At 70.5% G+C, this 21,645-nt stretch carries 23 protein-coding genes; 7 read left to right on the top strand and 16 right to left on the bottom strand.

Translation table 11 applies throughout. The features are described from left to right. Window positions 1–230 precede the first annotated feature (230 nt). Together ACIRJP_RS07625 and rocD are read right to left on the bottom strand one after the other, a co-directional pair. A complete protein-coding gene (locus ACIRJP_RS07625; protein ID WP_404169455.1) occupies window positions 231–1,019 on the bottom strand; it encodes an SMI1/KNR4 family protein in 789 nt (262 codons plus the stop codon). Window positions 1,020–1,089: 70 nt separating this feature from the next. After that, a complete protein-coding gene (rocD, locus tag ACIRJP_RS07620) occupies window positions 1,090–2,295 on the bottom strand; it encodes an ornithine--oxo-acid transaminase (RefSeq protein WP_404169452.1) in 1,206 nt (401 codons plus the stop codon). A 141-nt stretch (window positions 2,296–2,436) separates the two neighbouring features. Here rocD and trpS point away from each other — a divergent pair, with 141 nt between their 5' ends. Next, window positions 2,437–3,450: a tryptophan--tRNA ligase gene (gene trpS / locus ACIRJP_RS07615; RefSeq protein ID WP_404169449.1), complete on the top strand. Its 1,014-nt coding sequence runs from the start codon at window positions 2,437–2,439 to the stop codon at window positions 3,448–3,450. Window positions 3,451–3,563: 113 nt separating this feature from the next. Next, window positions 3,564–4,154 (top strand): 2'-5' RNA ligase family protein, encoded by a 591-nt coding sequence (locus ACIRJP_RS07610; RefSeq protein ID WP_358944098.1) that lies wholly within the window; start codon window positions 3,564–3,566, stop codon window positions 4,152–4,154. 21 nt (window positions 4,155–4,175) lie between these two features. Here the strand turns inward: ACIRJP_RS07610 and ACIRJP_RS07605 are convergent, their stop codons facing one another. Beyond that, on the bottom strand, window positions 4,176–5,027 hold the full coding sequence (locus ACIRJP_RS07605; protein WP_404169445.1) for an SDR family NAD(P)-dependent oxidoreductase: 852 nt from the start codon (window positions 5,025–5,027) through the stop codon (window positions 4,176–4,178). Window positions 5,028–5,074: 47 nt separating this feature from the next. Then, entirely contained in the window at window positions 5,075–6,424 is a 1,350-nt protein-coding gene (locus ACIRJP_RS07600) for an FAD-binding protein (RefSeq protein WP_404169442.1), read from the bottom strand. A 143-nt stretch (window positions 6,425–6,567) separates the two neighbouring features. Between ACIRJP_RS07600 and ACIRJP_RS07595 the strand changes: the two genes are divergently transcribed. Next, window positions 6,568–7,488 carry a YihY/virulence factor BrkB family protein gene (locus ACIRJP_RS07595; protein WP_404169439.1) on the top strand — a complete coding sequence of 307 codons (921 nt, stop codon included), beginning with the start codon at window positions 6,568–6,570 and terminating at the stop codon, window positions 7,486–7,488. Here the strand turns inward: ACIRJP_RS07595 and ACIRJP_RS07590 are convergent. Further along, window positions 7,436–8,701 carry a D-alanyl-D-alanine carboxypeptidase family protein gene (locus ACIRJP_RS07590; protein WP_404169436.1) on the bottom strand — a complete coding sequence of 422 codons (1,266 nt, stop codon included), beginning with the start codon at window positions 8,699–8,701 and terminating at the stop codon, window positions 7,436–7,438. The two genes, ACIRJP_RS07595 and ACIRJP_RS07590, sit on opposite strands and share 53 nt — an antisense overlap. A 121-nt stretch (window positions 8,702–8,822) precedes the next feature. Here ACIRJP_RS07590 and ACIRJP_RS07585 point away from each other — a divergent pair, with 121 nt between their 5' ends. The 3 genes from ACIRJP_RS07585 (at window position 8,823) to ACIRJP_RS07575 (ending at window position 12,180) form a co-directional block, all read left to right on the top strand. Then, on the top strand, window positions 8,823–9,068 hold the full coding sequence (locus tag ACIRJP_RS07585; RefSeq protein ID WP_093549020.1) for an SCO4848 family membrane protein: 246 nt from the start codon (window positions 8,823–8,825) through the stop codon (window positions 9,066–9,068). Window positions 9,069–9,097: 29 nt separating this feature from the next. After that, window positions 9,098–10,435, top strand: coding sequence for a metallophosphoesterase (locus ACIRJP_RS07580; protein WP_404169433.1), 1,338 nt, complete (start codon window positions 9,098–9,100; stop codon window positions 10,433–10,435). A gap of 188 nt (window positions 10,436–10,623) precedes the next feature. Further along, window positions 10,624–12,180: an ABC transporter substrate-binding protein gene (locus ACIRJP_RS07575; RefSeq protein ID WP_404169430.1), complete on the top strand. Its 1,557-nt coding sequence runs from the start codon at window positions 10,624–10,626 to the stop codon at window positions 12,178–12,180. A gap of 75 nt (window positions 12,181–12,255) precedes the next feature. On the opposite strand, the gene ACIRJP_RS07570 is transcribed toward ACIRJP_RS07575, so the two are convergent. The 4 genes from ACIRJP_RS07570 to ACIRJP_RS07555 all read right to left on the bottom strand — a co-directional run bounded on the left by ACIRJP_RS07570 (window position 12,256) and on the right by ACIRJP_RS07555 (window position 15,206). Then, window positions 12,256–12,993, bottom strand: coding sequence for a TetR family transcriptional regulator (locus ACIRJP_RS07570; protein ID WP_404169427.1), 738 nt, complete (start codon window positions 12,991–12,993; stop codon window positions 12,256–12,258). Between the two features lie 23 nt (window positions 12,994–13,016). Continuing rightward, entirely contained in the window at window positions 13,017–13,451 is a 435-nt protein-coding gene (locus ACIRJP_RS07565) for a thiol-disulfide oxidoreductase DCC family protein (protein ID WP_404169424.1), read from the bottom strand. 5 nt (window positions 13,452–13,456) lie between these two features. Beyond that, complete coding sequence (locus tag ACIRJP_RS07560) at window positions 13,457–13,888, bottom strand: hypothetical protein (protein ID WP_404169421.1); 432 nt, start codon at window positions 13,886–13,888, stop codon at window positions 13,457–13,459. Window positions 13,889–13,955: 67 nt separating this feature from the next. Beyond that, on the bottom strand, window positions 13,956–15,206 hold the full coding sequence (locus ACIRJP_RS07555) for an MFS transporter (RefSeq protein ID WP_404169418.1): 1,251 nt from the start codon (window positions 15,204–15,206) through the stop codon (window positions 13,956–13,958). Between the two features lie 88 nt (window positions 15,207–15,294). Between ACIRJP_RS07555 and ACIRJP_RS07550 the strand changes: the two genes are divergently transcribed. Beyond that, window positions 15,295–15,804 carry a MarR family winged helix-turn-helix transcriptional regulator gene (locus ACIRJP_RS07550; protein ID WP_404169415.1) on the top strand — a complete coding sequence of 170 codons (510 nt, stop codon included), beginning with the start codon at window positions 15,295–15,297 and terminating at the stop codon, window positions 15,802–15,804. A 7-nt stretch (window positions 15,805–15,811) separates the two neighbouring features. Here the strand turns inward: ACIRJP_RS07550 and ACIRJP_RS07545 are convergent, their stop codons facing one another. From ACIRJP_RS07545 to ACIRJP_RS07515, 7 genes are all read right to left on the bottom strand, one after another. Then, window positions 15,812–16,627, bottom strand: coding sequence for a hypothetical protein (locus ACIRJP_RS07545; protein WP_404169412.1), 816 nt, complete (start codon window positions 16,625–16,627; stop codon window positions 15,812–15,814). A gap of 12 nt (window positions 16,628–16,639) precedes the next feature. Continuing rightward, window positions 16,640–17,242 (bottom strand): hypothetical protein, encoded by a 603-nt coding sequence (locus ACIRJP_RS07540; RefSeq protein WP_404169409.1) that lies wholly within the window; start codon window positions 17,240–17,242, stop codon window positions 16,640–16,642. Window positions 17,243–17,415: 173 nt separating this feature from the next. Then, the gene (locus tag ACIRJP_RS07535; protein WP_404169406.1) at window positions 17,416–18,174 is read right to left on the bottom strand and encodes a succinate dehydrogenase iron-sulfur subunit; all 759 of its coding nucleotides are present in this window, start codon (window positions 18,172–18,174) and stop codon (window positions 17,416–17,418) included. Next, window positions 18,174–19,928, bottom strand: a complete 1,755-nt coding sequence (gene sdhA / locus ACIRJP_RS07530; protein WP_383719675.1) for a succinate dehydrogenase flavoprotein subunit — start codon at window positions 19,926–19,928, stop codon at window positions 18,174–18,176. The genes ACIRJP_RS07535 and sdhA overlap by 1 nt, the downstream gene beginning before the upstream one ends. 29 nt (window positions 19,929–19,957) lie before the next feature. After that, the gene (locus ACIRJP_RS07525; protein ID WP_124716825.1) at window positions 19,958–20,434 is read right to left on the bottom strand and encodes a succinate dehydrogenase hydrophobic membrane anchor subunit; all 477 of its coding nucleotides are present in this window, start codon (window positions 20,432–20,434) and stop codon (window positions 19,958–19,960) included. 5 nt (window positions 20,435–20,439) lie between these two features. Then, a complete protein-coding gene (sdhC, locus tag ACIRJP_RS07520; RefSeq protein ID WP_072486591.1) occupies window positions 20,440–20,820 on the bottom strand; it encodes a succinate dehydrogenase, cytochrome b556 subunit in 381 nt (126 codons plus the stop codon). Between the two features lie 205 nt (window positions 20,821–21,025). After that, entirely contained in the window at window positions 21,026–21,556 is a 531-nt protein-coding gene (locus ACIRJP_RS07515) for a 2-oxo-4-hydroxy-4-carboxy-5-ureidoimidazoline decarboxylase (RefSeq protein WP_404169721.1), read from the bottom strand. Between the last annotated feature and the right edge of the window lie 89 nt (window positions 21,557–21,645).

Genomic DNA, 21,645 nt, shown 5'->3' with positions numbered 1-21,645 from the left:
CCCGCGGCGGTTTGATCCGTGATCAGCTTGATGAATCGCCCGTCGACGGGGAGGAACCAGGAACCCGACTCGAGGCGCACCGCACGCGCGGACGCCAGGGAGAGAATCCCCTGTACTCATGCGGGGGAGGGGGTCAAGAGTGCAAGAACGGCAAGGCAAGGCACGGTGAAGGTGAGGTGCCGGGCGGAAGCTCCAGCGGGTCCGCGGCCGACCATGGCGGTTTCGGCTCCTCAGCCCGGCAGGGGCGCGCCCGCGCGCAGCCAGCCGAGCAGATCGTCCGTGACCCACCGGCCCTCCGCCGCGACGTCCTCGCGGACCGCGCCCAGGCCGAGCCGGTGGACGCAGGCGCGGTCGCGGCCGTGGCGGCGCATGAGGAGCCCGTCGCCCCCGCTGTCGTCCCCGACCAGCACCCAGCCGGGCGCGTACCGGGGCACCTCGAAGGTCTCGTTGCGTTCCTGGATCAGGTGCGGACCGTAGATGTGCACGCCGTTGTCGAGCAGCACGCCCGGCGTCGACCGCCACAGCCGGGCGACCGCGGGATTGGGCCCGTCCCGCAGCCCGCGCGACCGGGCCGCCCGGACGGTCAGGAACCCGGCGAAGGACTCCGCCACCGGGTACTCGCAGCCGTCCGTACCGTCACGGCGCACCACCGGGTACTCCCCGGCCCCGGTCCCGGTCCCGTCCCCGGCCTCGCCGGTCCGGCCGAGGACGAAGTGGTAGCCGTCGCCGCAGTCCGGCTCCATGGCGAAGCAGAGCCGGTCGCCTTCCAGTCGCCACCCGGCGGTGACGGCCTCGTACATGTCGTCGGCGGACCCTGCGGGCCCGACCGTCGCGATGTCCGCGTGCCCGGCCCGGCCGTGGCCGTACTCGGCCAGCCACCACCGGTACGAGGGCGGCAGCGGGCCTACCCGTGCCTCGGCCTCGCGGATCAGGGGTTCCGGTACGGCGCCCGCGCGCCCGCGGCCGAACCCCGGTGATGCTTCGATCAGTTCCCGCAGCAGTGTCAGGTCGGGTCTCACGGTGCGGAGTCTGCCAGGGCGGCCCCGAGCCTGCCGGACGGGCCCGGGGCCCGCCCGGCCGCCCGGAGGCTCAGCCGCGCAGGACGGCCCGGAGCTGTTCCAGGCCCCAGTCCAGGTCCTCCTTGCTGATCACCAGCGGCGGCGCGATCCGGATCGTCGAGCCATGGGTGTCCTTGACCAGCACCCCGCGCTCCATGAGCTTCTCGGAGATCTCCCGGCCGGTGCCGCGGCCCGGGGCGATGTCGACCCCCGCCCACAGCCCCCGGCCGCGCACCTCCTCCACCGCACCGCCGCCCACCAGCAGCCCGAGCTCCTGGTGCAGGTGTTCGCCCAGCTCGGTCGCCCGCTGCTGGAACTCGCCGGTCCGCAGCATCGCGATGACCTCCAGCGCGACCGCGCAGGCGAGCGGATTGCCGCCGAAGGTCGAACCGTGCTCACCGGGCCGGAACACCCCGAGCACCTCCTGCGACGAGACCACCGCCGACACCGGCACCACACCACCGCCCAGCGCCTTGCCGAGCACGTACATGTCCGGCACCACGCCCTCGTGCTCGCAGGCGAAGGTCCGGCCGGTGCGGCCCAGGCCCGACTGGATCTCGTCCGCGATGAACAGCACGTTCCGCTCGCGGGTCAGCTCCCGCAGCTTGGGGAGATAGCCGGGCGGCGGCACCAGCACCCCGGCCTCGCCCTGGATCGGCTCCATGAGCACCGCCACGGTGTTCTCGGTCATCGCCTCCCGCAGCGCCGTGAGATCCCCGTACGGCACGATCTCGAACCCCGGCGTGTACGGGCCGAAGTCCTCGCGTGCCTCAGGGTCCGTGGAGAAGCTGATGATCGTGGTCGTCCGGCCGTGGAAGTTGTTCGCGGCGACGATGATCTTCGCCATGCCGTCCGGGACGCCCTTCACCCGGTAACCCCACTTGCGGGCCGTCTTCACCGCGGTCTCCACGGCCTCGGCGCCCGTGTTCATCGGCAGCACCGACTCCATGCCGCACAACTCGGCGAGCTGCGTGCAGAAGTCGGCGAACCGGTCGTGGTGGAAAGCACGTGACGTGAGCGTCACCCGCTCCAGCTGCGCCTTGGCCGCGTCGATCAGGCGCCGGTTGCCGTGACCGAAGTTGAGCGCCGAGTAGCCGGCGAGCATGTCGAGGTAGCGGCGGCCCTCGACATCGGTCATCCAGGCCCCGTCCGCCGTGGCGACGACGACGGGCAGCGGACGGTAGTTGTGCGCGCTGTGCGCCTCGGCGGAGGCGATGGCGGTTTCCGTGGTCGACACGGGATCTCCGTTCGTCGTGCGGCGGGGGCGGGGGTGGTGCCCACTTTGTATCGTTGGTCGGTTCAGTGGCGAGGAAACCTGTGTTCCCCGGCGCGCCAGGCCGGTCGGGGCCAGTCGCCCACACCTGAGACAATGAGTTCCATGGCCTCTGAACGCCCCCGTGTGCTCTCCGGAATCCAGCCCACCTCAGGCTCGTTCCACCTCGGCAACTACCTCGGCGCGGTCCGCCAGTGGGTGGCGCTGCAGGACACCCACGACGCCTTCTACATGGTTGTGGACCTGCACGCGATCACTGTCCCGCAGGACCCCGCGGAGCTGCGCGCGAACACCAGGCTCGCCGTCGCCCAGCTCCTCGCCGCCGGGCTCGACCCGGAGCGCTGCACGCTCTTCGTCCAGAGCCACGTCCCCGAGCACGCCCAGCTCGGCTGGGTCATGAACTGCCTCACCGGCTTCGGCGAGGCTTCGCGGATGACGCAGTTCAAGGACAAGTCCGCCAACCAGGGCGCCGACCGGACCACGGTCGGTCTCTTCACGTACCCGATGCTGATGGTGGCCGACATCCTGCTGTACCAGGCCGATCAGGTTCCGGTCGGAGGGGACCAGCGCCAGCACCTGGAGCTGACCCGCGACCTGGCCGAGCGGTTCAACGGCACCTATGGCGAAACGTTTACCGTGCCGAACCCGTACATCCTCAAGGAGACGGCGAAGATCTACGACCTCCAGGACCCGTCGGCGAAGATGAGCAAGTCGGCGGCCACCCCGAAGGGCCTGATCAACCTTCTGGACGAGCCGAAGGCCACCGCCAAGAAGGTGAAGAGCGCGGTCACCGACACTGACACGGTCATCCGCTTCGACCAGGCGGAGAAGCCCGGCGTCAGCAATCTTCTGACTATCTACTCGACACTCACGGGCACCGGTATCGCGGATCTGGAGCAGAAGTACGAGGGCAAGGGCTACGGTGCGCTCAAGACCGACCTCGCCGAGGTCGTGGTCGAGTTCGTCACACCCTTCCGGACGCGCACCCAGGAATACCTGGACGACCCGGAGACGCTGGACTCGATCCTGGCCAAGGGCGCGGAGAAGGCCCGTGCCGTCGCGGCCGAGACCCTGGCCCTGACGTACGACCGGATGGGCTTTCTGCCCGCGAAGCACTGAGTCCAAGGACCCTGGCGGTTTCGCTGCCGCAGGCGTCACACTGGCGACGGGAAGCTGAACCCGGTGGGTGGCCGCAAGCAGGCCACCGACCATCGAGCATTGAGGAGGACGACGTGGGGACCGTAACGCTCGGCGTTTCGATCGCGGTCCCGGAGCCCTACGGCAGCCTGCTCCAGGAGCGGCGCGCGAGCTTCGGGGACCCTGCCGCGTACGGCATTCCCACGCACGTCACCCTTCTCCCGCCGACCGAGGCCGAGGCGGCCGACCTGCCCGCGATCGAGGCGCACCTCGCCCAGATCGCGACGGGCGGCCGCCCCTTCCCGATGCGGCTGTCCGGCACGGGGACCTTCCGTCCCCTCTCGCCGGTCGTCTTCGTCCAGGTCGTCGAGGGCGCCTCGGCCTGCACCTGGCTGCAGAAGCGGGTCCGGGACGCCTCCGGGCCGCTGGTGCGCGAGCTCCAGTTCCCGTACCACCCGCACGTGACCGTGGCGCACGACATCGCCGAGGAGGCGATGGACCGGGCGTACGCCGAGCTCGCCGACTACGAGGCGGCCTGGACCTGCGGTTCCTTCGCGCTGTACGAGCAGGGCTCGGACAGCGTCTGGCGCAAGATCAACGAGTTCCCGTTCGGCGCCGGGGGCTGCGCGCCCGCCGTGCCCGCGCAGGGCAGCTCCTCCGTGGACGAGCCCTCCCTGCACTCCTGACCGCCTCCCGGTGGCTCCGTCTCAGATCGGCAGCCGCCGGAACAGCGGTCGCGGCACGTGCCGCAGCGCCGACATCACCGCACGGAGCGAGCCCGGCACCCACACGGTCTCCGAGCGCCGCCGCAGTCCCGTCATGATGGCCTCCGCGACCGCGTCCGGCGTCGTGGTGAGGGCCGGCGCCTCCAGCGGCGCAGAGGCGAACCGGGCCGAGGCCGACCGCGCCGCGGCGATCCGGGCTCCCACCGGTGACCCGGCCGGCACCGTTTCCGCGACCGGCGCCGTCTTTGCCGCCCGCTCCGGTCGTACGACGCCGGGGCGCACGACCATCACATGCACCCCGGTCCCGTGCAGCGCGTCTCCCAGCCCCTGCGTGAACGCGTCCAGGCCCGCCTTGCTGGACCCGTAGATGAAGTCGGCGCGGCGGGCTCGTTCACCCGCGACCGAGGAGAGGACGACCAGCGAGCCGTGCCCCTGCGCCTGGAGTGCGCCGGCGCACACCAGCCCGGCGGAGACGGCGCCGGTGTAGTTGGTCTGGGCGACCCGGGCCGCGGCGAGCGGTTCCTCCTCGTCGCGCCCCTGGTCGCCGGTGATGCCGAAGGCGAGCAGCACCATGTCGATGTCGCCCTCGGCGAAGATCTTGCCGAGGGCACTCTCGTGCGACTCGATGTCCAGGGCGTCGAAGCCGACGGTGCGGACGTCGGCGCCTCGGGCGCGCAGTTCGGCGGCGGCCGCGTCCAGGGCGGGGCCGGGGCGCCCGGCCAGCCGGACCGTGCGGGTCCGCAGGGCGATCAGCCGCCGGGCGGTGGCCAGCGCGATCTCCGACGTGCCGCCGAGGACGAGCAGGGACTGCGGGGCTCCGAAGGCGTCCTTCACGGGAATACTCCTTGCGACGTGGGGGGAGGGGGAGAGAGCGGCGGCGGTCAGAGCGACAGGCGGCGCGACAGGTCCGAGCGGAAGGCCCCGTCCGGGTCCAGCTCGGCGCGCAGCGACCGGAAGTCCGCCAGCCTCGGATACATCGCGGCCAGCACCTCCGGCCGGAGCCGGGAGTCCTTCGCCAGGCAGACCCGGCCGCCGGCCGCCGCCACCTCCTCGTCCAGCGAGTCCAGGAACCCGGCCAGTCCGGGCAGGGCGGCGGGCAGGCCGAGGGCGAGCGACCAGCCGGGCACCGGGAACGACAGCCAGCCGGGATCCCCGGCGCCGAACCGTTTGAGCACGGCGTTCGTCGCCGGACAGCGTCGCCGGGCGATCCGGTGCACGATCCGGCGCAGTGTTTCCTCCTGGCCGTGGCCGACGGCGAACTGGTACCGCACGGACCCGGCCCGCCCGTGGACCCGGTGCCGGTGCGGCAGGCCGTCCAGGGGGTGGAAGAACGCGGCGACCCGCTGGAGTTCGCCGATCCGGTACCTGGGCGCGCCGCGGTACCGGAGCTCGCTCAGCAACGCGGCCGGGGCGCTGCCGAGCAGCGCCTCCGGTACGAGGGCGGGGGCGGCCGGGATCGGACCAGGGCGGAACGATAGCGGCGTGCGCCGGGCGCGCGCCGGGAGTGCGTACCGGGGTACGTGCTCCCCCCGGGTGAGTACGGAGCGCCCGGTGGCCCGGCCGCGGGCGTGGAGGTCGATCCAGGCGGCCGAGTAGCGGTAGCGGTGGTCCCCGGCGACGAGCCGTTCCAGCAGGTCGTCCAGGTCGACGGCGCGTTCGGTGTCGACCGACATCCACGAGCTGGTGACACGGTGGCAGCGGAGCGTGGCCGAGAGGATCACCCCGGTCAGGCCGAGACCGCCCGCGGTCGCGTCGAAGAGGTCGGTGCCGGGCCGGACCGTACGGATCTCGCCCCCGGCGGTCAGCAGCTCCAGCTCCTGGACGTGCCGGGAGAAGGAGCCCGCGACGTGCTGGTTGTGACCGTGGATGTCGGCGCCGACCGCGCCGCCCACGGTGACGTAGCGGGTCGTGGGCGTGACGGGGACGAACCAGCCGAGCGGCAGCAGGACTTCCATCAGCCGGTGCAGGCTGACCCCGGCGTCGCAGACCACGAGTCCGGCGCCGGCGTCGATGGTGCGGATCCGGTTCAGCGCGGTCATGTCGAGGACGGAGCCGCCCGCGTTCTGGGCCGCGTCGCCGTGCGCCCGGCCGAGGCCCCGGGCGATGGAGCCGCGGGGTCCGCAGCCGCGTACCGTCGCCGCCGCCTCCTCGTACGAACGGGGGCAAAATCGCAGGGCGGTTGTCGGGGCGGTGCGGCCCCAGCCGGTCAGGGACACGGTGTCGACGGACATGACGGTGACCGTATCGCCCGAGAAAACCCTTTCGAGGTATTTGTTACAACACTCACCGGTATGGGTGATTGAAGTGGTGTCAGGCGCTGCGGCGGCAAGGCCCGGCGCCGGTTTTCCGCGCCCGGGAGGGTAAGCCGTAGGTCATGGACTGGCTGAAGAACCTCCCCGTCATCGGGCCGATCGTCTCCCGGCTGATGGTGACGCACATCTGGCGCTCCTACGAGACGCTGGAGCGGGTCCATTGGGCCAGGCTCTCCGCCGCGATCACCTTCATCAGCTTTCTGGCGCTCTTCCCGCTGATCGCGCTCGGCGCGGCGATCGGTGCCGCGCTGCTCTCCACCGAGCAGCTCCACAAGATCGAGGACAAGCTGGCCGAGCAGGTGCCGGGCATCTCCGACCAACTCGGCATCGGGAGCCTGGTGGCCCACGCGGGCACGGTGGGCGTGGTGGCCGGTGCGGTGCTGCTCCTCACCGGCATCGGCTGGATCGGCTCGATGCGGGACTGTCTGCGCGCCGTCTGGGACCTGGGGGTGAGCCCGGGCAATCCGGTCCTGCGCAAACTCAAGGACGCGGGGCTGCTGCTGGGCCTGGGCGGGGCGGTGCTCGCGACGCTCACCGTGTCGTCGGCCGGCTCGGTCGCGGTCGGCTGGACGGCGGACCTGTTCGGCATCTCGGACCGCGGCGCCGGCGGTGTGGCGCTCCAGGTGGCCACCCTGGTCGTGGCCGCGCTCGCCGCATTCCTGCTGCTGCTCTATCTGCTGACCCTGCTGCCCGGCGTCGAGCCCCCGCGGCGCGCGCTGCTGGTCGCCGCGGCGATCGGCGCGATCGGCTTCGAACTGCTCAAGCTGCTGCTCGGCAGCTACATGAAGGGCGTGGCGGCGAAGAGCATGTACGGCGCCTTCGGGGTGCCGGTCGCGCTGCTGCTGTGGATCAACCTCTCGGCGAAACTGCTGCTGTTCTGCGCCGCCTGGACGGCGACGCAGAACAGCGCGGACGAGGCGTCCGGGGTCGTCAGCGGCGAGGAAGGCGACGCACCAGGGCCGGCAGCGGCCAGCGCCGGTTGACCAGGAACACCGCGCCGGCCAGCAGCACAAGGGCGCCCCCGGCGATGCCCAGCGCGATCCCGGCGCCCCCGCCCCCGCCCCCGCCGCCGCCCTCGGACGCGGTGGCCTTCGCGGACTGCGCGGGGCCGTTGCGGCCCTCGCCCTTCCCCTGCTCGGCCGCGGGTCCCTTGCCGGACCCGGTGCTGGTGTCGGCGGACTTCGGGGGCACCAGCTCGCCGACCGGGGTCACCTTGCCGCTCGCGTCGAAGCCCCAGTCGAGGAGGCCGGCGGCCTCCTCGTAGACGGCGTGGGGCTTTTCGGACGACGGGTTCATGACGGTGACGAGCAGCACCTTGCCGTCGCGTTCCGCGACACCGGTGAAGGTGTTGCCGGCGTGCGTGGTGTAGCCGTTCTTGACGCCGGCGATGCCCTTGTACGGGTCGACGCCGCCCGCGCCGGTGAGCAGCTTGTTGGTGTTCTGGATGGCGAAGCTCTCGCGCTTCCCGTCCTTCTCCGCGCCGGGGAACTGCGCCTCGGCCGTGGAGCAGTACTCCCGGAAGTCCGCCTTCTGCAGCCCGCTGCGGGCGAACAGTGTCAGGTCGTACGCGCTGGAGACCTGGTCGGGCGCGTCGTACCCGTCGGGCGAGACCACCTCGGTGTCGAGCGCCTGCAATTCCTCGGCGTGCGCCTGCATCGCGTCGACGGTCTTGGGGACGCCGCCGTACATCGCGGAGAGCACATGCACCGCGTCGTTGCCCGAACGCAGGAACACCCCGAGCCACAGATCGTGGACCGTGTAGGTGAGCTTCTCCTTGACGCCGACCAGGCTGCTGCCCTCGCCGAGGTCGGCCAGATCCTCGTCCTTGACGGTGTACTTCTGGGTCTTGGGCTGGAGTGCGGGCATCACGGTGTCCGCGAAGAGCATCTTCAGGGTGGAGGCGGGAGGCAGCCGCCAGTGCGGGTTGTGCGAGGCGAGGACCTCGCCGCTCTCCGCGTCCGCGACGATCCAGGACCGGCCCGTGAGGTCCTTCGGCAGCACCGGGGCGTCCGGCCCCAGCTGCACCTGCGTACCGGCCCGGCCCAGCAGTTCGCCGCCGACCTTGGACATGCCCGCGGGCGGCTTCGGCTGGTCGTCGGAGGCGTCCTTTCCGACCGCCGATGCCGGGCTGACAACAAAAGTGGACAACAGTGCGGCAGAGATGACCGTCATCGCGGTCTTTTTGAGAGCAGGCACGGTCGGAAACGTACATGTAGAAGATATGAAAATGGGTGCGGATGCCTTGACCCGCCGGGCGTACCGCCAGGACAGCCCACCCCGGGCGGCTCCGCCGGAGGGCGACGGCGATACTGAGTCCATGAAGCTCAGCCGCCCCGTCTCCTGGTTCCTGCTCGCCTTCGGGGTGTGGAGCTGGTTCATCTGGATCACTTTCGTCAAGAACCTGTGGAAGGACGGCAGCGGACTCGCCTTCGACGACGCGGGTGACCCGACTGCGTACTTCTGGGTGCATCTGCTGCTCGCCATCACGTCCTTTCTCCTGGGGACGGCGGTTGGAGTGATCGGGTTCCGTGGCGTCAGGGCCCTGCGCCGCGAACGCGCATAACCGGCCGTAGGGCAGGCTGAGGAGAACAAGTGACGGTGGCCGGTCTCGTGCTGATGATGATCGTGGTGCTCGCGCTGCTGGCCGGAGTGCACCGCTATCTGTGGCGCCGCTTCGTCGGTGATACCACGGCCGAGGGCAGTGCCGTGCGCAGGACCGGCACGGTGGCCGCGTACGTGCTGCCGCTGCTCAGCGTCGGCGCACTGGTCTCCGGCCGTGCGGGCGCGCCCTTCTGGCTCCAGAAGGTACTGGCCTGGCCGGGCTACCTGTGGCTGGCCGCCGTGCTGTACCTGACGCTGGCTCTGCTGGTGGGTGAGGCGGTACGGCCGGTTCTGCGCCGGGTACTGGCGCGCCGGGCGGACCGGGCCGGGCGGCCGGAGGGCGCGGACACGGGTACGGGTACGGACGCGGCGTCAGCGGACGGTGGATCCGGCGCGGACCCGGCAAATGACGTAAAAGAATCAGAAATCTCGTCGAGTGCGAGTGCTTCCGGAGCCCCGGTCACCCTCGTCGCCGACGCCCCCGCCCCGCCCCGCACCGACGCCCCCACCCGACGCCTGTTCGTCGCGCGGGCCGTCGGCGGGGCCGCCGCCGTCGCCGGGCTCGGCACGGTCGGCCACGGCACCTACGGGGTGCTGCGCGGGCCGCGGGTGAAGCGGATCACCGTCCCGCTCGCCAAGCTGCCCCGCTCCGCGCACGGCTTCCGGATCGCCGTCGTCAGCGACATCCACCTCGGCCCCATCCTCGGCCGCGACCACACCCGGCGGATCGTCGACACGATCAACCGGACACAGCCGGATCTGGTCGCCGTCGTGGGCGACCTCGTCGACGGAACCGTCGCCGACCTCGGGCCGGCCGCTGAGCCGCTCGCCAGGCTGAGGGCCCGGCACGGGAATTACTTCGTCACCGGAAATCATGAGTACTACTCCGGCGCCGCCCAATGGGTCGACCAGGTAAGGGAATTGGGTCTTCATCCACTGGAGAACGCCCGGGTGGAGATCGACGGATTCGATCTTGCGGGCGTCAATGACGTCGCCGGGGAGAGCGAGGGGCAGGGTCCTGATTTCGCCCGTGCGCTCGGCGACCGGGACCCTAGCCGCGCCGCCGTCCTGCTGGCCCACCAGCCCGTCGTCATCCATGACGCCGTCGCCCACGGCGTGGACCTCCAGCTCTCCGGCCACACCCACGGTGGCCAGCTCTGGCCGGGCAACTTCATCGCGGATCTGGCCAATCCCACCGGCGCCGGGCTCGACCGCTACGGCGACACCCAGCTGTACGTCTCACGGGGCGCGGGCGCCTGGGGCCCGCCGGTACGGGTCGGCGCACCGTCCGACATCACCGTCGTGAAACTCGCCTCGCTGCGGGCGTGACTCTCCGTCGACAACAGGTTTCAGACGTTCGGATGCACCCAAGGTTTCAACTGTCGAACAAAAGGCTATGAATCACAGTTTCGCTCTTCCAGATGTGAAAATCGTGTGATTGGCTGATCGTGGGCATGCGGTGATGTGCGTGTCTGGGCGCGGTTGCCGAGGTGGGGCTGGTAAGGGAGAGCACGTCAATGCGGTCGGTCCGGCTACGGATTCTCGCGATTCTCGCGGTTTTGGTCATCGCAGGCGCTGTCGCCTGGCAGTTGCTCCCCTCGGACGAGGTGAACAAGGACCCCATTGCGGTCGGCACCACGGACGAAGTCACCTCGCTCGACCCGGCCGGTGCGTACGACGCGGGTTCCTGGGCGATGTACAGCAACATCTACCAGTCCCTGCTGACGTTCAAGTCGGGTGCGGTCGTGCCCGAGCCGGACGCCGCCGAGAGCTGCGGGTTCATCGGCCAGAAGCTCCAGACGTACCAGTGCAAGCTCCGTGACGACCTGGCGTTCTCCAACGGCCGCAAGATCACGGCCGAGGACGTCAAGTACTCCATCGAGCGCATGATCAAGATAAAGACGGACGTCGGTCCCTGGGTGCTCTTCCCGAGCCTCAAGAACGTGGTGGCGGACGGACGCACCGTCACCTTCAACCTCTCCTCGCGCGACGCGACCTTCCCGCAGAAGCTCGCCACCGGCGCCGGTTCGATCGTCGACCGCGAGTCGTACCCGGCGGACAAGCTCCGCAAGGGCAACACCATCGACGGCTCGGGCCCGTACCTCCTGAAGTCGTACCGGTCGGGCGAGATCGCCGAACTGGTCCCCAACCCCCTTTACAAGGGCGCGCTGAGCAAGACCGGTGTCCCGGTCACCGTGCACTACTACGACAAGTCGGACGATCTCCTGGCCGCTTGGAACGCCAAGCAGGTCGACGTCACGCACCGCGAACTGCCGCCGGCCACGATCGCCGAGCTGAACCCCGGCGACCCCGACCTGCGCGTCACCGAGGCGGACAGCGCCGAGATCCGCAATCTCGTCTTCAACGTCCGGCCGGGTTCGCCGCTGGCCGACAAGAAGGTCCGGCAGGCCATCGCCTCGCTCATCGACCGCGGGCCGCTGGTGACCGGCATCTACAAGGGCGCGGTCGCGCCGCTCTACTCGCTGATCCCGCAGGGCTACATCGGGCACAGCACGCCGTTCTTCGACGCCTACCCCACGCCCGACCCGGAGCGCGCCAAGCAACTGATGAAGGACGCCGGCGTGCAGACCCCGTTGAACATCAGCTTCGGCTACCGCGGTGGGGACGAGACCTATGCGAAGGAGACCGCGGAGCTCCGCCAACAGCTGGAGGCCGACGGGCTCTTCAAGGTCACGGTCCACGCCGTCGACTGGCAGAAGTTCCAGAAGGACTACGCGGCCGGCAAGTACGACGCGTACACGGTCGGCTGGCTCCCCGACTACCCGGACCCCGACACCTTCAGCCAGCCGTTGGTCGGCCGAAACAACAGCCTCCACAACGGCTACTCCAGCAAGAAGGTGGACAGCCTCATCGGCGCCACGCTCCAGTACAGCGACCGCGGGCGCACCGCGGCCGACTTCAAGGAGCTCCAGGCACAGGTCGGCGAGGACGTGCCGCTGGTCCCGCTGTGGCAGAAGAAGGACTACGTCGTCAGCACGACGGACGTCTCCGGTTCGCAGTACCTCTCGGACGGCACCGGCCTCTGGCGCCTCTGGGAACTGAGGCGGATCTGACGGTCCGCAAGGCAGCACACGGGGCGGTCCGCCGGCGAACGCCGGCCGGCCGCCCCGTCGTCCTTCGAGGGCTCGTCAGGGCTTGCCAGGGCCTGCCCGGCCCCGGTCCCGCGCCTTCACGGCGCCGGGCAGGAACTCCTCCAGCACCTCGTGGATCTGCCGCACCAGCGGCCGCAGCACCCGGAACCGGGAGAGGGCGATGGCGCGGGCGCCGATCGGGGCGGAGCGCTCGACCAGGCGGCGGCTGCGTTCGGTGTGCTCCGTGCGGTCGTACACCCAGTACAGCACCAGGCCCATCTGTATCAGCCACATCAACTCCGGCAGCAGTTCGGCCAGTTCGGGGTCGGTCTTGGTGTCGGACCCGTCCAGGCACCGCCGGTGGATGGAGATCGCCGCCTCGCGGGCCGCGACCGAATCCGCCGAGAACGGGCTGAGCGGGCTCTCCGGGTCGGCGGCGTTCTTGAAGAACTGGGCGGCGAAGCGGTGGTACGGCTCCGCCACGTCCAGCCAGGTGAGCAGGACCCCGCGCATGCGCACCGCGAGGTCCTTGTCACCGTCCAGGACCGGCTGCACGGCCGCCGCGTGCTCCGCCGCGAGCCGGTCGTAGAAGCCCTGGACGAGATGTTCCTTGTTCGTGAAGTAGTAGTAGGCGTTCCCCACGGAGACGCCGGCCTCCTGGGCGATGGCCCGCATCGTCGTCTTGTCGTAACCGCGCTCCTGGAAGAGCCGGAGCGCCGTTTCGAGGATGAGTGTGCGGGTCTGCTCGCTCTTGGGAGCCTTGACTTCCTTCACGTCCTTCGCTTCCTTCACCACAGTCCCGAGGGTATCCGTCGCGGTCAGCCCTCGGGTCCGGGGACCGTACAGGCACCGTCCCCGCCCTCCCGGCCGCACGGCGCGGCGGTCAGGGAACGGTACTTCGCGGCGGCGAGCACGGTGGCCCGCGCGAACGGGCGGCCCGCCGGGGTGGTCAGCCAGTGGGCCCTGGGCCGGTGCTCGGCCAGCGCCCAGAGGCAGACGATCCACGCGGAGGTCCCGCGGTAGATCTGCCCCCGGTCGCCGATCACCGTGATCTCGTCCAGCGTCCCGGCGTGGTCGAGCCCGGGGAAGCGGCGGCGCGCCTCCTCGGAGGCCGCCGGGACGAGGTCGAGCGGGACGAGCTGCCGCTGCTTCGTCAGCCACTGCCGCAGATGCAGGCAGAGTGAGCACCGGGCGTCGTACAGCACCGTCAGGCGCTCGACGGAGAGCCGCTGCCCGCCGGGCAGGCCCGTCATGGCGCTCAGGCCCTCGGGGCGGGCGCCGCCCACGGGCCGTTGCCCGGTCCCGTCCAGCCCTGCGGGGTCACGGGCGGAGTCTGCTCGCGCTCCATCAGACCGCGGCGACGGATCTTGTTGAGCACATACACATTGCCGAGGTGCATCACACCGAGGACGAGCAGGACGACGCCGAGCTTCACCGACAGTGCCTCGAAGAGTCCGCGGGCGTCGGTGACGGCGTCGGAGTTCCTCAGGTAGAGGGTGACGAAGCCCAGGTTGACCAGGTAGAAGCCGACCACCAGCAGGTGGTTGACGGCATCGGCGAGCTTCTCGTTCCCGTGCAGCACATCGGCGAGGAACACCTTGCCGTTGCGGCTGAGCGTGCGTGCGACCCAGACGGTCAGCGCCACGCTGATCAGCAGATAGATGACGTACGCGACAACAGTGAGGTCCATGCCCCACCCTCCCTTGAACGCGTTCAAAAGCTGTTGTCATGGACTGTAGACCTGTAATTGAACATGTTCAAGCGGGGAGTTCGGGTGCTCGTCCCGCCTTCTCGCCGGGTGCTCGCCCCGCCTTATCGCCGGACGCCGCGAAGCGCCGTACGCCCGGCACCGCCGCCGTCCCCAGGCAGGCCGCGCCGACCGCCACCGCGGCGACGGCCAGCGGCACTTCGGTGCCCCAGGCCGAGGCCGCGAGCGGGGCCAGGGCGTAGCCGAGCGGCATCGCGCCGAGGGAGAGCAGCCAGTCGTACGAGGTCACCCGTGCCAGCGCGTGGGCCGGTACGGCGGACTGGACCGAGGTCTCCCAGACCGGGCCGAGGAAGCCGAGGCCGGCCTGGGCGACGCCGTACGCGGCGATGGAGAGCGCGACGGGCGCGTGGGCGGCCAGCAGGCCGAGCGGCAGGGCGTACGTGGCGAGCCCCAGGTTGGCCACCAGTACGGGGCGGCGGGGGCGGGCCCGGCCGGCCAGCAGCGAGCCGAGGAGCAGGCCGACCGCGCCGGTCTGGAGCAGGGCGACCCAGACGCCCTTGCCGCCCAGCTCCCGGACGAAGAGCGCCGGGCCGACGGTCATCAGGACGGCCGCCGCGCCGTTCCAGGTGGCGTGCCCGATCAGGCTCGTCCAGTACCAGTCGCGGCTGCGGACCTCGCCCCAGCCCTCCTTGAGGTCGGTGAACAGCGAGCGCCGGGGGATGGGTACGTGCCGGACCTCGACGGCGGACAGCAGCGCGGCGCTCACCGCGAAGCTGGCACCGTCCAGCACGAAGGCCCAGCCCGGCCCCGCGGTGAGGATCAGCACCCCGGCGAGGGCCGGGCCGCCGAGCCGGGTGGCGCTGTTGACCACCGCCATCAGGGAGTTGGCGCGCAGCAGCCCGGATTCGGCCACGGTGCCGCGGATCAGCGGTGACACGGTCGGCATCGCGAATGCCCCGGCGGCGCCGCCGACCGCCTCGGCGAGCGCGATCTGCCAGAGCGCGGGGGAGCCGCCGAGCAGCTCCGCGCCGACGAAGAGCTGGGTCGCGCACCGCACGAGGTCCGTGGTGAGTGCGACCGTACGGGCGTTGAAGCGGTCGCCCACGACGCCGCCCAGCGGCAGCAGGAGCAGCTTGGGAACCATCGCGCAGCCCAGAACCAGTGCGAGCGCCCCGGTCGAGCCGGTGGCCAGGTAGACGGCCAGCGAGAGGGCGGTGGGGATGACGGCGTCGCCGAGGAGGGAGAGGGTGCGGCCGATGAAGAGCAGGCGGAAGGCGCGCGTGAGCAGAGGATGCGGCATGCGCCGGAATCTATTTCGTTACCGAACTATTCGTCAACGAAATATTTGATCCCGAAGGGTAGTTGTGGTCCCGGCGTACGCTTTCCCCATGGAGCGACGCGACTGGACCGACGGACATGTGGAGCGCTGGAAGCCCGTCCTTCCCGGCCTCGATCCCGATGTCGAGGGTGCCGTGACCCGCATGAAGAAACTCTCCGTCCACCTGCGCCGGGTACGCGAGCAGTCCCTGGTCGACTTCGACCTGGACCGCCAGGAGTTCGACACGCTCCACAAGCTGGCCGGACGCGGCGGCAAGGCGGCCCCCTCCGAGCTCGCCGCCGACCTGGACCTCGCGCCCGCCTCCGTCACCGGCCGGCTGGACGCGCTCGAACGGCGCGGCTTCGTCCGCCGTACCCCCTCCACCACCGACCGCCGACGGGTCGACGTGGAACTCACCGACGCGGGCCGCTCGACCTGGCTGGGCGCGATGGATGTGCTCGGCCACGAGGAGTACCGGCTGCTCGGCGTGCTCGGCAGGGACGAACGTGCGCTGCTCAACGACATGCTGCGGCGCATCATGGTGGTCGCCGAGGACCGGGGCGCCGCACCCTGGGACTGACGGGCGCTCAGCCGGTCCGCTCCGTGCCGTCGGCTCCGACGTCGTCGGGGCCGGTGACGAGGTGTCCGGCCAGCTCCGCGCGCAGCTCGTCGGGGCTCATCGCGAGTATCTGCCCGAGCGCCTCGTTCCACTGCCCGGCCGCCCGCTCCACCGAGGAACGGAAGCCGCGGCGCAGCGGCACGCCCGCGAGCAGCAGCGCGAACGCGGCGACCGGCCGCAGCAGCAGCCGCCCGTGCACGCTCAGCGTGACATCGACGTGCCACAGGCCCTGCTCCGCCGGGCGCGGCCGCAGATACAGGCGGGCGATCCCCAGCCGGTGCCTCAGCCGTGCCTCGGCCGGTGCGCGGGCCACCGGGGGCGCCCCGGGCGCCAGGGCGGCCGCCGCCCACCAGGCGGTCAGATCGAGCGACGCCCTGCCCGACAGGCGATGCAGCGAACCCGAGCCCTCGGGACCCCGGACCCGACCCGCGATCTCCAGCGCCGCCGGACGGTCCGGGCCGCGCAGCCGCATGGACATCCGCCCGGACAGCTCCGGTGACCGCAGCAGCTGCTCGACGGCGATCGCACTGCCGCGCCGCCACTCCCGTATCACCGTCGTCTCCGTCTCCCCCGTGCCGGAGCCGCTGGACTCGTACCGGGCGCCCGCCCGCAGATGGCGCCCCTTGACCAGGGCGAGGCCGGGGACCTTTCGCCCGTCCGGCAGCACGATGTCCCGGCCCCGGGCCCGGGTGGACTCGGCGAGGTCCCAGAGCAGCGGGGCACAGGCGTGGAGCAGCTCGCGGTCCGGTGCGAGGACGGTGACGGTGTGGCTGAGGCGGGCCATCGCGGCCGGCCGTCAGATGCTCATCGCGCGGGCCGTGTTGAGCTGGGCCATCACCATGGGGAAGGTGTTCTGGTCGGCCGCCGGGATCATCGTCGAGTGGTGCCGGCCGCCGCTGGACACCGAGACCTGGACGAAGCCGGTCGTCTGCTTCTCCTTCATCAGCAGGAACAGCAGACCGACCAGGCAGAACAGCGCGAAGACGATCGCGAGCACGATCGCCACCGTCGGGATCTTCTCCTCGGTGCGGGTGAGGTCGGTCGCCGTCCACACGGCGCCCTTGAGCGGCATCGGGCCGGACGGCGTCACGATCTGGTCCTGCATCACGGCGATGTCACCGAACGTCAGGACCGGCATTCCGGAGCCGCCCATCGGGGCGCCCGGCTGCTGCGGGAAGCCGTGACCGGGCATGGCCGGCTGGGCCGCGACGCCCTGCGGGTAGCCGTAACCGGGGCCGGGTTCGACCGCGGACTCGGGCAGCGGCTGCGGGTAGCCGTACGCCGGGGTGCCCGGACCGGGCTGCGCCTGGCCGTCCGCGACGGTGGGCGGATTGTCCGGCTGCTGGGGAGCCGGCCCCCACTTGTATGAGTCGTCCGCGTACGGATTCGGATCGCTCAAGGTTCCCCGCTCTCGATCAGGCTGTGCGCCCCGGGCCTGCTGCCCCGGCGGCGAACCGGTTCCGGTTCCGCACGACCGTACCGTCAAGACCCCGGCGGCGCACCAAGCGGCCCCGTTCCCCGCGGTGTTGCCGCGGAGAACGGGGCCGGATGCGACTGCTGTGCCGGTGGCGGTCAGAAGCGGCGCGTGATCAGCGCCCGCTTGACCTCCTGGATCGCCTTGGTGACCTCGATGCCACGCGGGCAGGCGTCCGTGCAGTTGAAGGTGGTGCGGCAGCGCCACACACCGTCACGGTCGTTGAGGATCTCCAGGCGCTGCTCGCCGCCCTCGTCGCGCGAGTCGAAGATGAAGCGGTGCGCGTTGACGATCGCCGCCGGGCCGAAGTACTGGCCGTCGTTCCAGAACACCGGGCACGAGGACGTGCACGCGGCGCAGAGGATGCACTTGGTGGTGTCGTCGAAGCGCTCGCGGTCCTCGGCGGACTGCAGGCGCTCGCGGGTCGGCTCGTTCCCCTTGGTGATGAGGAAGGGCATGACGTCGCGGTACGCCTGGAAGAACGGGTCCATGTCGACCACGAGGTCCTTGAGGACCGTCAGGCCCTTTATGGCCTCGACCGTGACCGGCTTCTCCGGGTTGACGTCCTTGATCAGCGTCTTGCAGGCGAGCCTGTTCTTGCCGTTGATCCGCATCGCGTCGGAGCCGCAGATGCCGTGCGCGCAGGAGCGGCGGAACGTCAGCGTGCCGTCGAGGTCCCACTTGATCTTGTGAAGGGCGTCGAGCACACGCTCCTTCGGGTCGATCTCGATCTGGAAGTCCTGCCACTGGGCCTCGTCGGAGACCTCGGGGTTGAAGCGGCGGATCCGGAAGGTGACCGTGATGTACGGGGAGGCGGCGGACTCCGCCTCGACCTTGTCCAGAATCGGGGTAGCCATCAGTACTTACGCTCCATCGGCTGGTAGCGGGTCTGGACGACCGGCTTGTAGTCGAGTCGGATCGACTCGGTGCCGTCGGCCGAGACCTCGCGGTACGCCATGGTGTGGCGCATGAAGTTGACGTCGTCGCGGTTCGGGAAGTCCTCGCGGTAGTGACCGCCGCGGGACTCCTTGCGGGCCAGCGCGGAGGTCGCCATGACCTCGGCCAGGTCGAGCAGGTTGCCCAGCTCGATGGCCTCCAGGAGGTCCGTGTTGAACCGCTTGCCCTTGTCCTGGATGGACACGTTGAGGTAGCGCTCGCGCAGCTCGGCGATCTTGTCGACGGCCGTCTTGATGGTCTGCTCGGTGCGGAACACCATCACATTGGCGTCCATGCACTCCTGCAGCTCCAGACGGAGTGCCGCGACCCGCTCGGTGCCCGTCGAGGAGAGCAGCCGCTCGACCTGGTCCTCGACCATCTGCGCCGGGTTCTCGGGAAGCTCGACGAAGTCGTGCTTGGCGGAGTACTCGGCGGCGGCGATGCCCGAACGACGCCCGAAGACGTTGATGTCGAGCAGCGAGTTGGTGCCCAGCCGGTTGGCGCCGTGCACGGAGACACACGCGACCTCGCCGGCGGCGTACAGGCCCGGGACGACGGTGGTGTTGTCGGCCAGCACCTCGCCCTCGACGTTGGTCGGGATGCCGCCCATGGCGTAGTGCGCGGTCGGCTGGATCGGGATCGGGTCCGTGTAGGGCTCGATACCGAGGTACGTACGCGCGAACTCGGTGATGTCCGGGAGCTTGGCGTCCAGCTGCTCCGGCGGCAGGTGCGTGAGGTCGAGGTAGACGTGGTCGCCCTCGGGACCGCAGCCGCGGCCCTCACGGATCTCCGTGTAGATGGAGCGGGACACGACGTCACGGGACGCGAGGTCCTTCATGACCGGCGCGTACTTCTCCATGAAGCGCTCGCCGTCCTTGTTGCGGAGGATGCCGCCCTCACCGCGGGCGCCCTCCGTCAGCAGGATGCCCATGCGCCAGATGCCCGTCGGGTGGAACTGGAAGAACTCCATGTCCTCCAGCGGCAGGCCCCGGCGCCAGGCGGCGGCCTGGCCGTCACCGGTCAGGGTGTGCGCGTTGGACGTCACCTTGAAGAACTTGCCGGTGCCGCCGGAGGCGAAGATGATCGCCTTCGCCTGGAAGACGTGGATCTCACCGGTCGCCAGCTCGTACGCGACGACGCCGGCGGACTTCTTGACCCCGTCCACCTCCTGGAGCAGCAGATCCAGGACGTAGAACTCGTTGAAGAACTCCACACCCTCCTTGACGCAGTTCTGGTACAGCGTCTGGAGGATCATGTGGCCGGTGCGGTCCGAGGCGTAGCAGGACCGGCGGACCGGGGCCTCGCCGTGGCTACGGGTGTGACCGCCGAACCGGCGCTGGTCGATCTTGCCCTCGGGCGTGCGGTTGAACGGCAGGCCCATCTTCTCCAGGTCGAGGACGGCGTCGATGGCCTCCTTCGACAGGATCTCGGCGGCGTCCTGGTCGACCAGGTAGTCGCCGCCCTTGATGGTGTCGAAGGTGTGCCACTCCCAGTTGTCCTCCTCCACGTTGGCGAGCGCGGCGGCCATGCCGCCCTGCGCGGCGCCCGTGTGGGAGCGGGTCGGGTACAGCTTCGTGAGCACGGCGGTACGGCTGCGCTTCGTGGACTCGATGGCCGCGCGCATACCGGCGCCGCCGGCGCCGACGATGACGGTGTCGTACTTGTGGATCTGCATGATTTCCTCTGGTCCCTCTGGCCCGGCGCCTAGCGGATGTTCGGGTCGAAGGTGAAGATCACCAGCGTGCCCAGCAGGACGGTGAACACCGTGGCGGTGTACAGCAGCATCTTCAGCCAGAAACGGGTGTTCTCCCGCTCGGCGTAGTCGTTGATGACCGTACGGAGACCATTGGCGCCGTGCAGCATGGCCAGCCACAGCATCCCGAGGTCCCAGAGCTGCCAGAACGGCGAGGCCCAGCGGCCCGCCACGAAGGCGAAGCCGATCTTGGAGACGCCGCCGTCCAGCACCAGCTGGATCAGCAGGTGGCCCAGGACCAGGACGACCAGGACGATGCCCGACAGGCGCATGAAGAGCCAGGCGTACATCTCGAAGTTGGTGCGCGAACCCTTGGGGGTCTTGCCGGTCCGCTTGCGCGGCGGCTCGATGACCGGGGCCGGGTTGTCTACGTCGTACAGGCTGACGCCCTCGACGGAGCCGATCGCGGCGGAGGACTCGGTGGACATTGGCCTCAGCTCCCGAATACTTCGCGTACGGCGTGGCCGAGGACCGGGTACAGCGCCCCGACCATCAGCACGACCCAGATGCCCACGACCGACCAGAGCATCTGCTTCTGGTAGCGCGGGCCCTTGGCCCAGAAGTCCACGGCGACGATCCGGAGACCGTTCAGCGCGTGGAAGAGAATCGCGGCCACCAGGCCGTATTCGAGGAGCGCGACGATCGGCGTCTTGTACGTGGCCACGACGTCGTCGTAGGCCTCGGGGGAGACGCGGACGAGAGCGGTGTCCAGGACGTGTACGAACAGGAAGAAGAAAATGAGGACACCGGTGACTCGATGAGCCACCCAGGACCACATGCCTTCCCGGCCGCGGTACAGCGTTCCAGCCGGCACGGAAGAACCCTCCGGGAGCGGGGATTGGGGCCGGCCGGCTTGCTGTCGGTCTGACCCGGCCGGGTACGGTCCACCGGCCCCGGCCATCGTAGCGACGGTTTGTCGGTTCGTTCGCGCGGGGGCCCGCGGTGTGATCAAAGTGGCAATCAAACAGGCACGGACGGGCTAGAAAGAGCCGCTACACGCCTTTACCGAGCCCGTTCCGTTATGAACCCGATACCAGCTCGATGATGCGGCCCCGGGCGAGCCGGCGCATCTCCTCCGCGGTCACCACCCGCTCCTGGTCGGGCTCGTGGGCCAGCCTGGCCCGGATCCCGGCGAGCACCTGGTCCGGCTGCTCGGCCGGCTCCAGGCCGTCCAGGCAGATCACGAAGACATGCCCGAAGCGCGACTCGTACGCGGCGTGCGCGGCCCGCAGCGCCAGGTGGGCGGAGTGCGGCGCGGCGTGGTGCAGCCCGGGGGAGACCTCGGCGGTGAGCGCCTCGGCGAGGTCTGCCGGGGCCAGGTCGTAGCCCGCCTCGTCGGCCGCGGCCAGCAGCGCGTCCAGGTCGGGATAGGGGCGGTGGGCGGCCAGCCGCTGCGCCCAGCGGCGGCTGCCGCAGCACTCCAGCAGGGCGGCCTCGGCCTCGGCGGGCGGCACGGCGTTGAAGTGGTCGAGGCCCGGGACATGGGCGGGGACCTCCTCGGCGGCGGAGTTCTGGACGGGTACGGCCGTCCGGGTGGCCGGCTGGCGCAGTTGCTCCGGGAGGCCGGCGTGGGACTCGCTGGACCTGGACAGCGTGGGCTCCTCGGCGGGTCAACGGCATCTGTGACCCTGGGGGGGGA

Origin of the sequence: Streptomyces sp. NPDC102437, assembly GCF_044765565.1 — a bacterium.
Taxonomy (GTDB): Bacteria; Actinomycetota; Actinomycetes; order Streptomycetales; family Streptomycetaceae; genus Streptomyces.
This window is presented reverse-complemented; position numbering and strand designations above follow the sequence as displayed.

What these genes read in the sequence shown, in the direction of transcription:
- trpS (WP_404169449.1), top strand. Translation starts at nt 2,437, where the DNA reads ATGGCCTCTGAACGCCCCCGTGTGCTCTCCGGAATCCAGCCCACCTCA.
- ACIRJP_RS07600 (WP_404169442.1), bottom strand. Translation starts at nt 6,424, where the DNA reads ATGTCCGTCGACACCGTGTCCCTGACCGGCTGGGGCCGCACCGCCCCG.
- ACIRJP_RS07595 (WP_404169439.1), top strand. Translation starts at nt 6,568, where the DNA reads ATGGACTGGCTGAAGAACCTCCCCGTCATCGGGCCGATCGTCTCCCGG.
- ACIRJP_RS07585 (WP_093549020.1), top strand. Translation starts at nt 8,823, where the DNA reads ATGAAGCTCAGCCGCCCCGTCTCCTGGTTCCTGCTCGCCTTCGGGGTG.
- ACIRJP_RS07575 (WP_404169430.1), top strand. Translation starts at nt 10,624, where the DNA reads ATGCGGTCGGTCCGGCTACGGATTCTCGCGATTCTCGCGGTTTTGGTC.
- ACIRJP_RS07565 (WP_404169424.1), bottom strand. Translation starts at nt 13,451, where the DNA reads ATGACGGGCCTGCCCGGCGGGCAGCGGCTCTCCGTCGAGCGCCTGACG.
- ACIRJP_RS07560 (WP_404169421.1), bottom strand. Translation starts at nt 13,888, where the DNA reads ATGGACCTCACTGTTGTCGCGTACGTCATCTATCTGCTGATCAGCGTG.
- ACIRJP_RS07555 (WP_404169418.1), bottom strand. Translation starts at nt 15,206, where the DNA reads ATGCCGCATCCTCTGCTCACGCGCGCCTTCCGCCTGCTCTTCATCGGC.
- ACIRJP_RS07550 (WP_404169415.1), top strand. Translation starts at nt 15,295, where the DNA reads ATGGAGCGACGCGACTGGACCGACGGACATGTGGAGCGCTGGAAGCCC.
- ACIRJP_RS07545 (WP_404169412.1), bottom strand. Translation starts at nt 16,627, where the DNA reads ATGGCCCGCCTCAGCCACACCGTCACCGTCCTCGCACCGGACCGCGAG.
- ACIRJP_RS07535 (WP_404169406.1), bottom strand. Translation starts at nt 18,174, where the DNA reads ATGGCTACCCCGATTCTGGACAAGGTCGAGGCGGAGTCCGCCGCCTCC.
- sdhA (WP_383719675.1), bottom strand. Translation starts at nt 19,928, where the DNA reads ATGCAGATCCACAAGTACGACACCGTCATCGTCGGCGCCGGCGGCGCC.
- ACIRJP_RS07525 (WP_124716825.1), bottom strand. Translation starts at nt 20,434, where the DNA reads ATGTCCACCGAGTCCTCCGCCGCGATCGGCTCCGTCGAGGGCGTCAGC.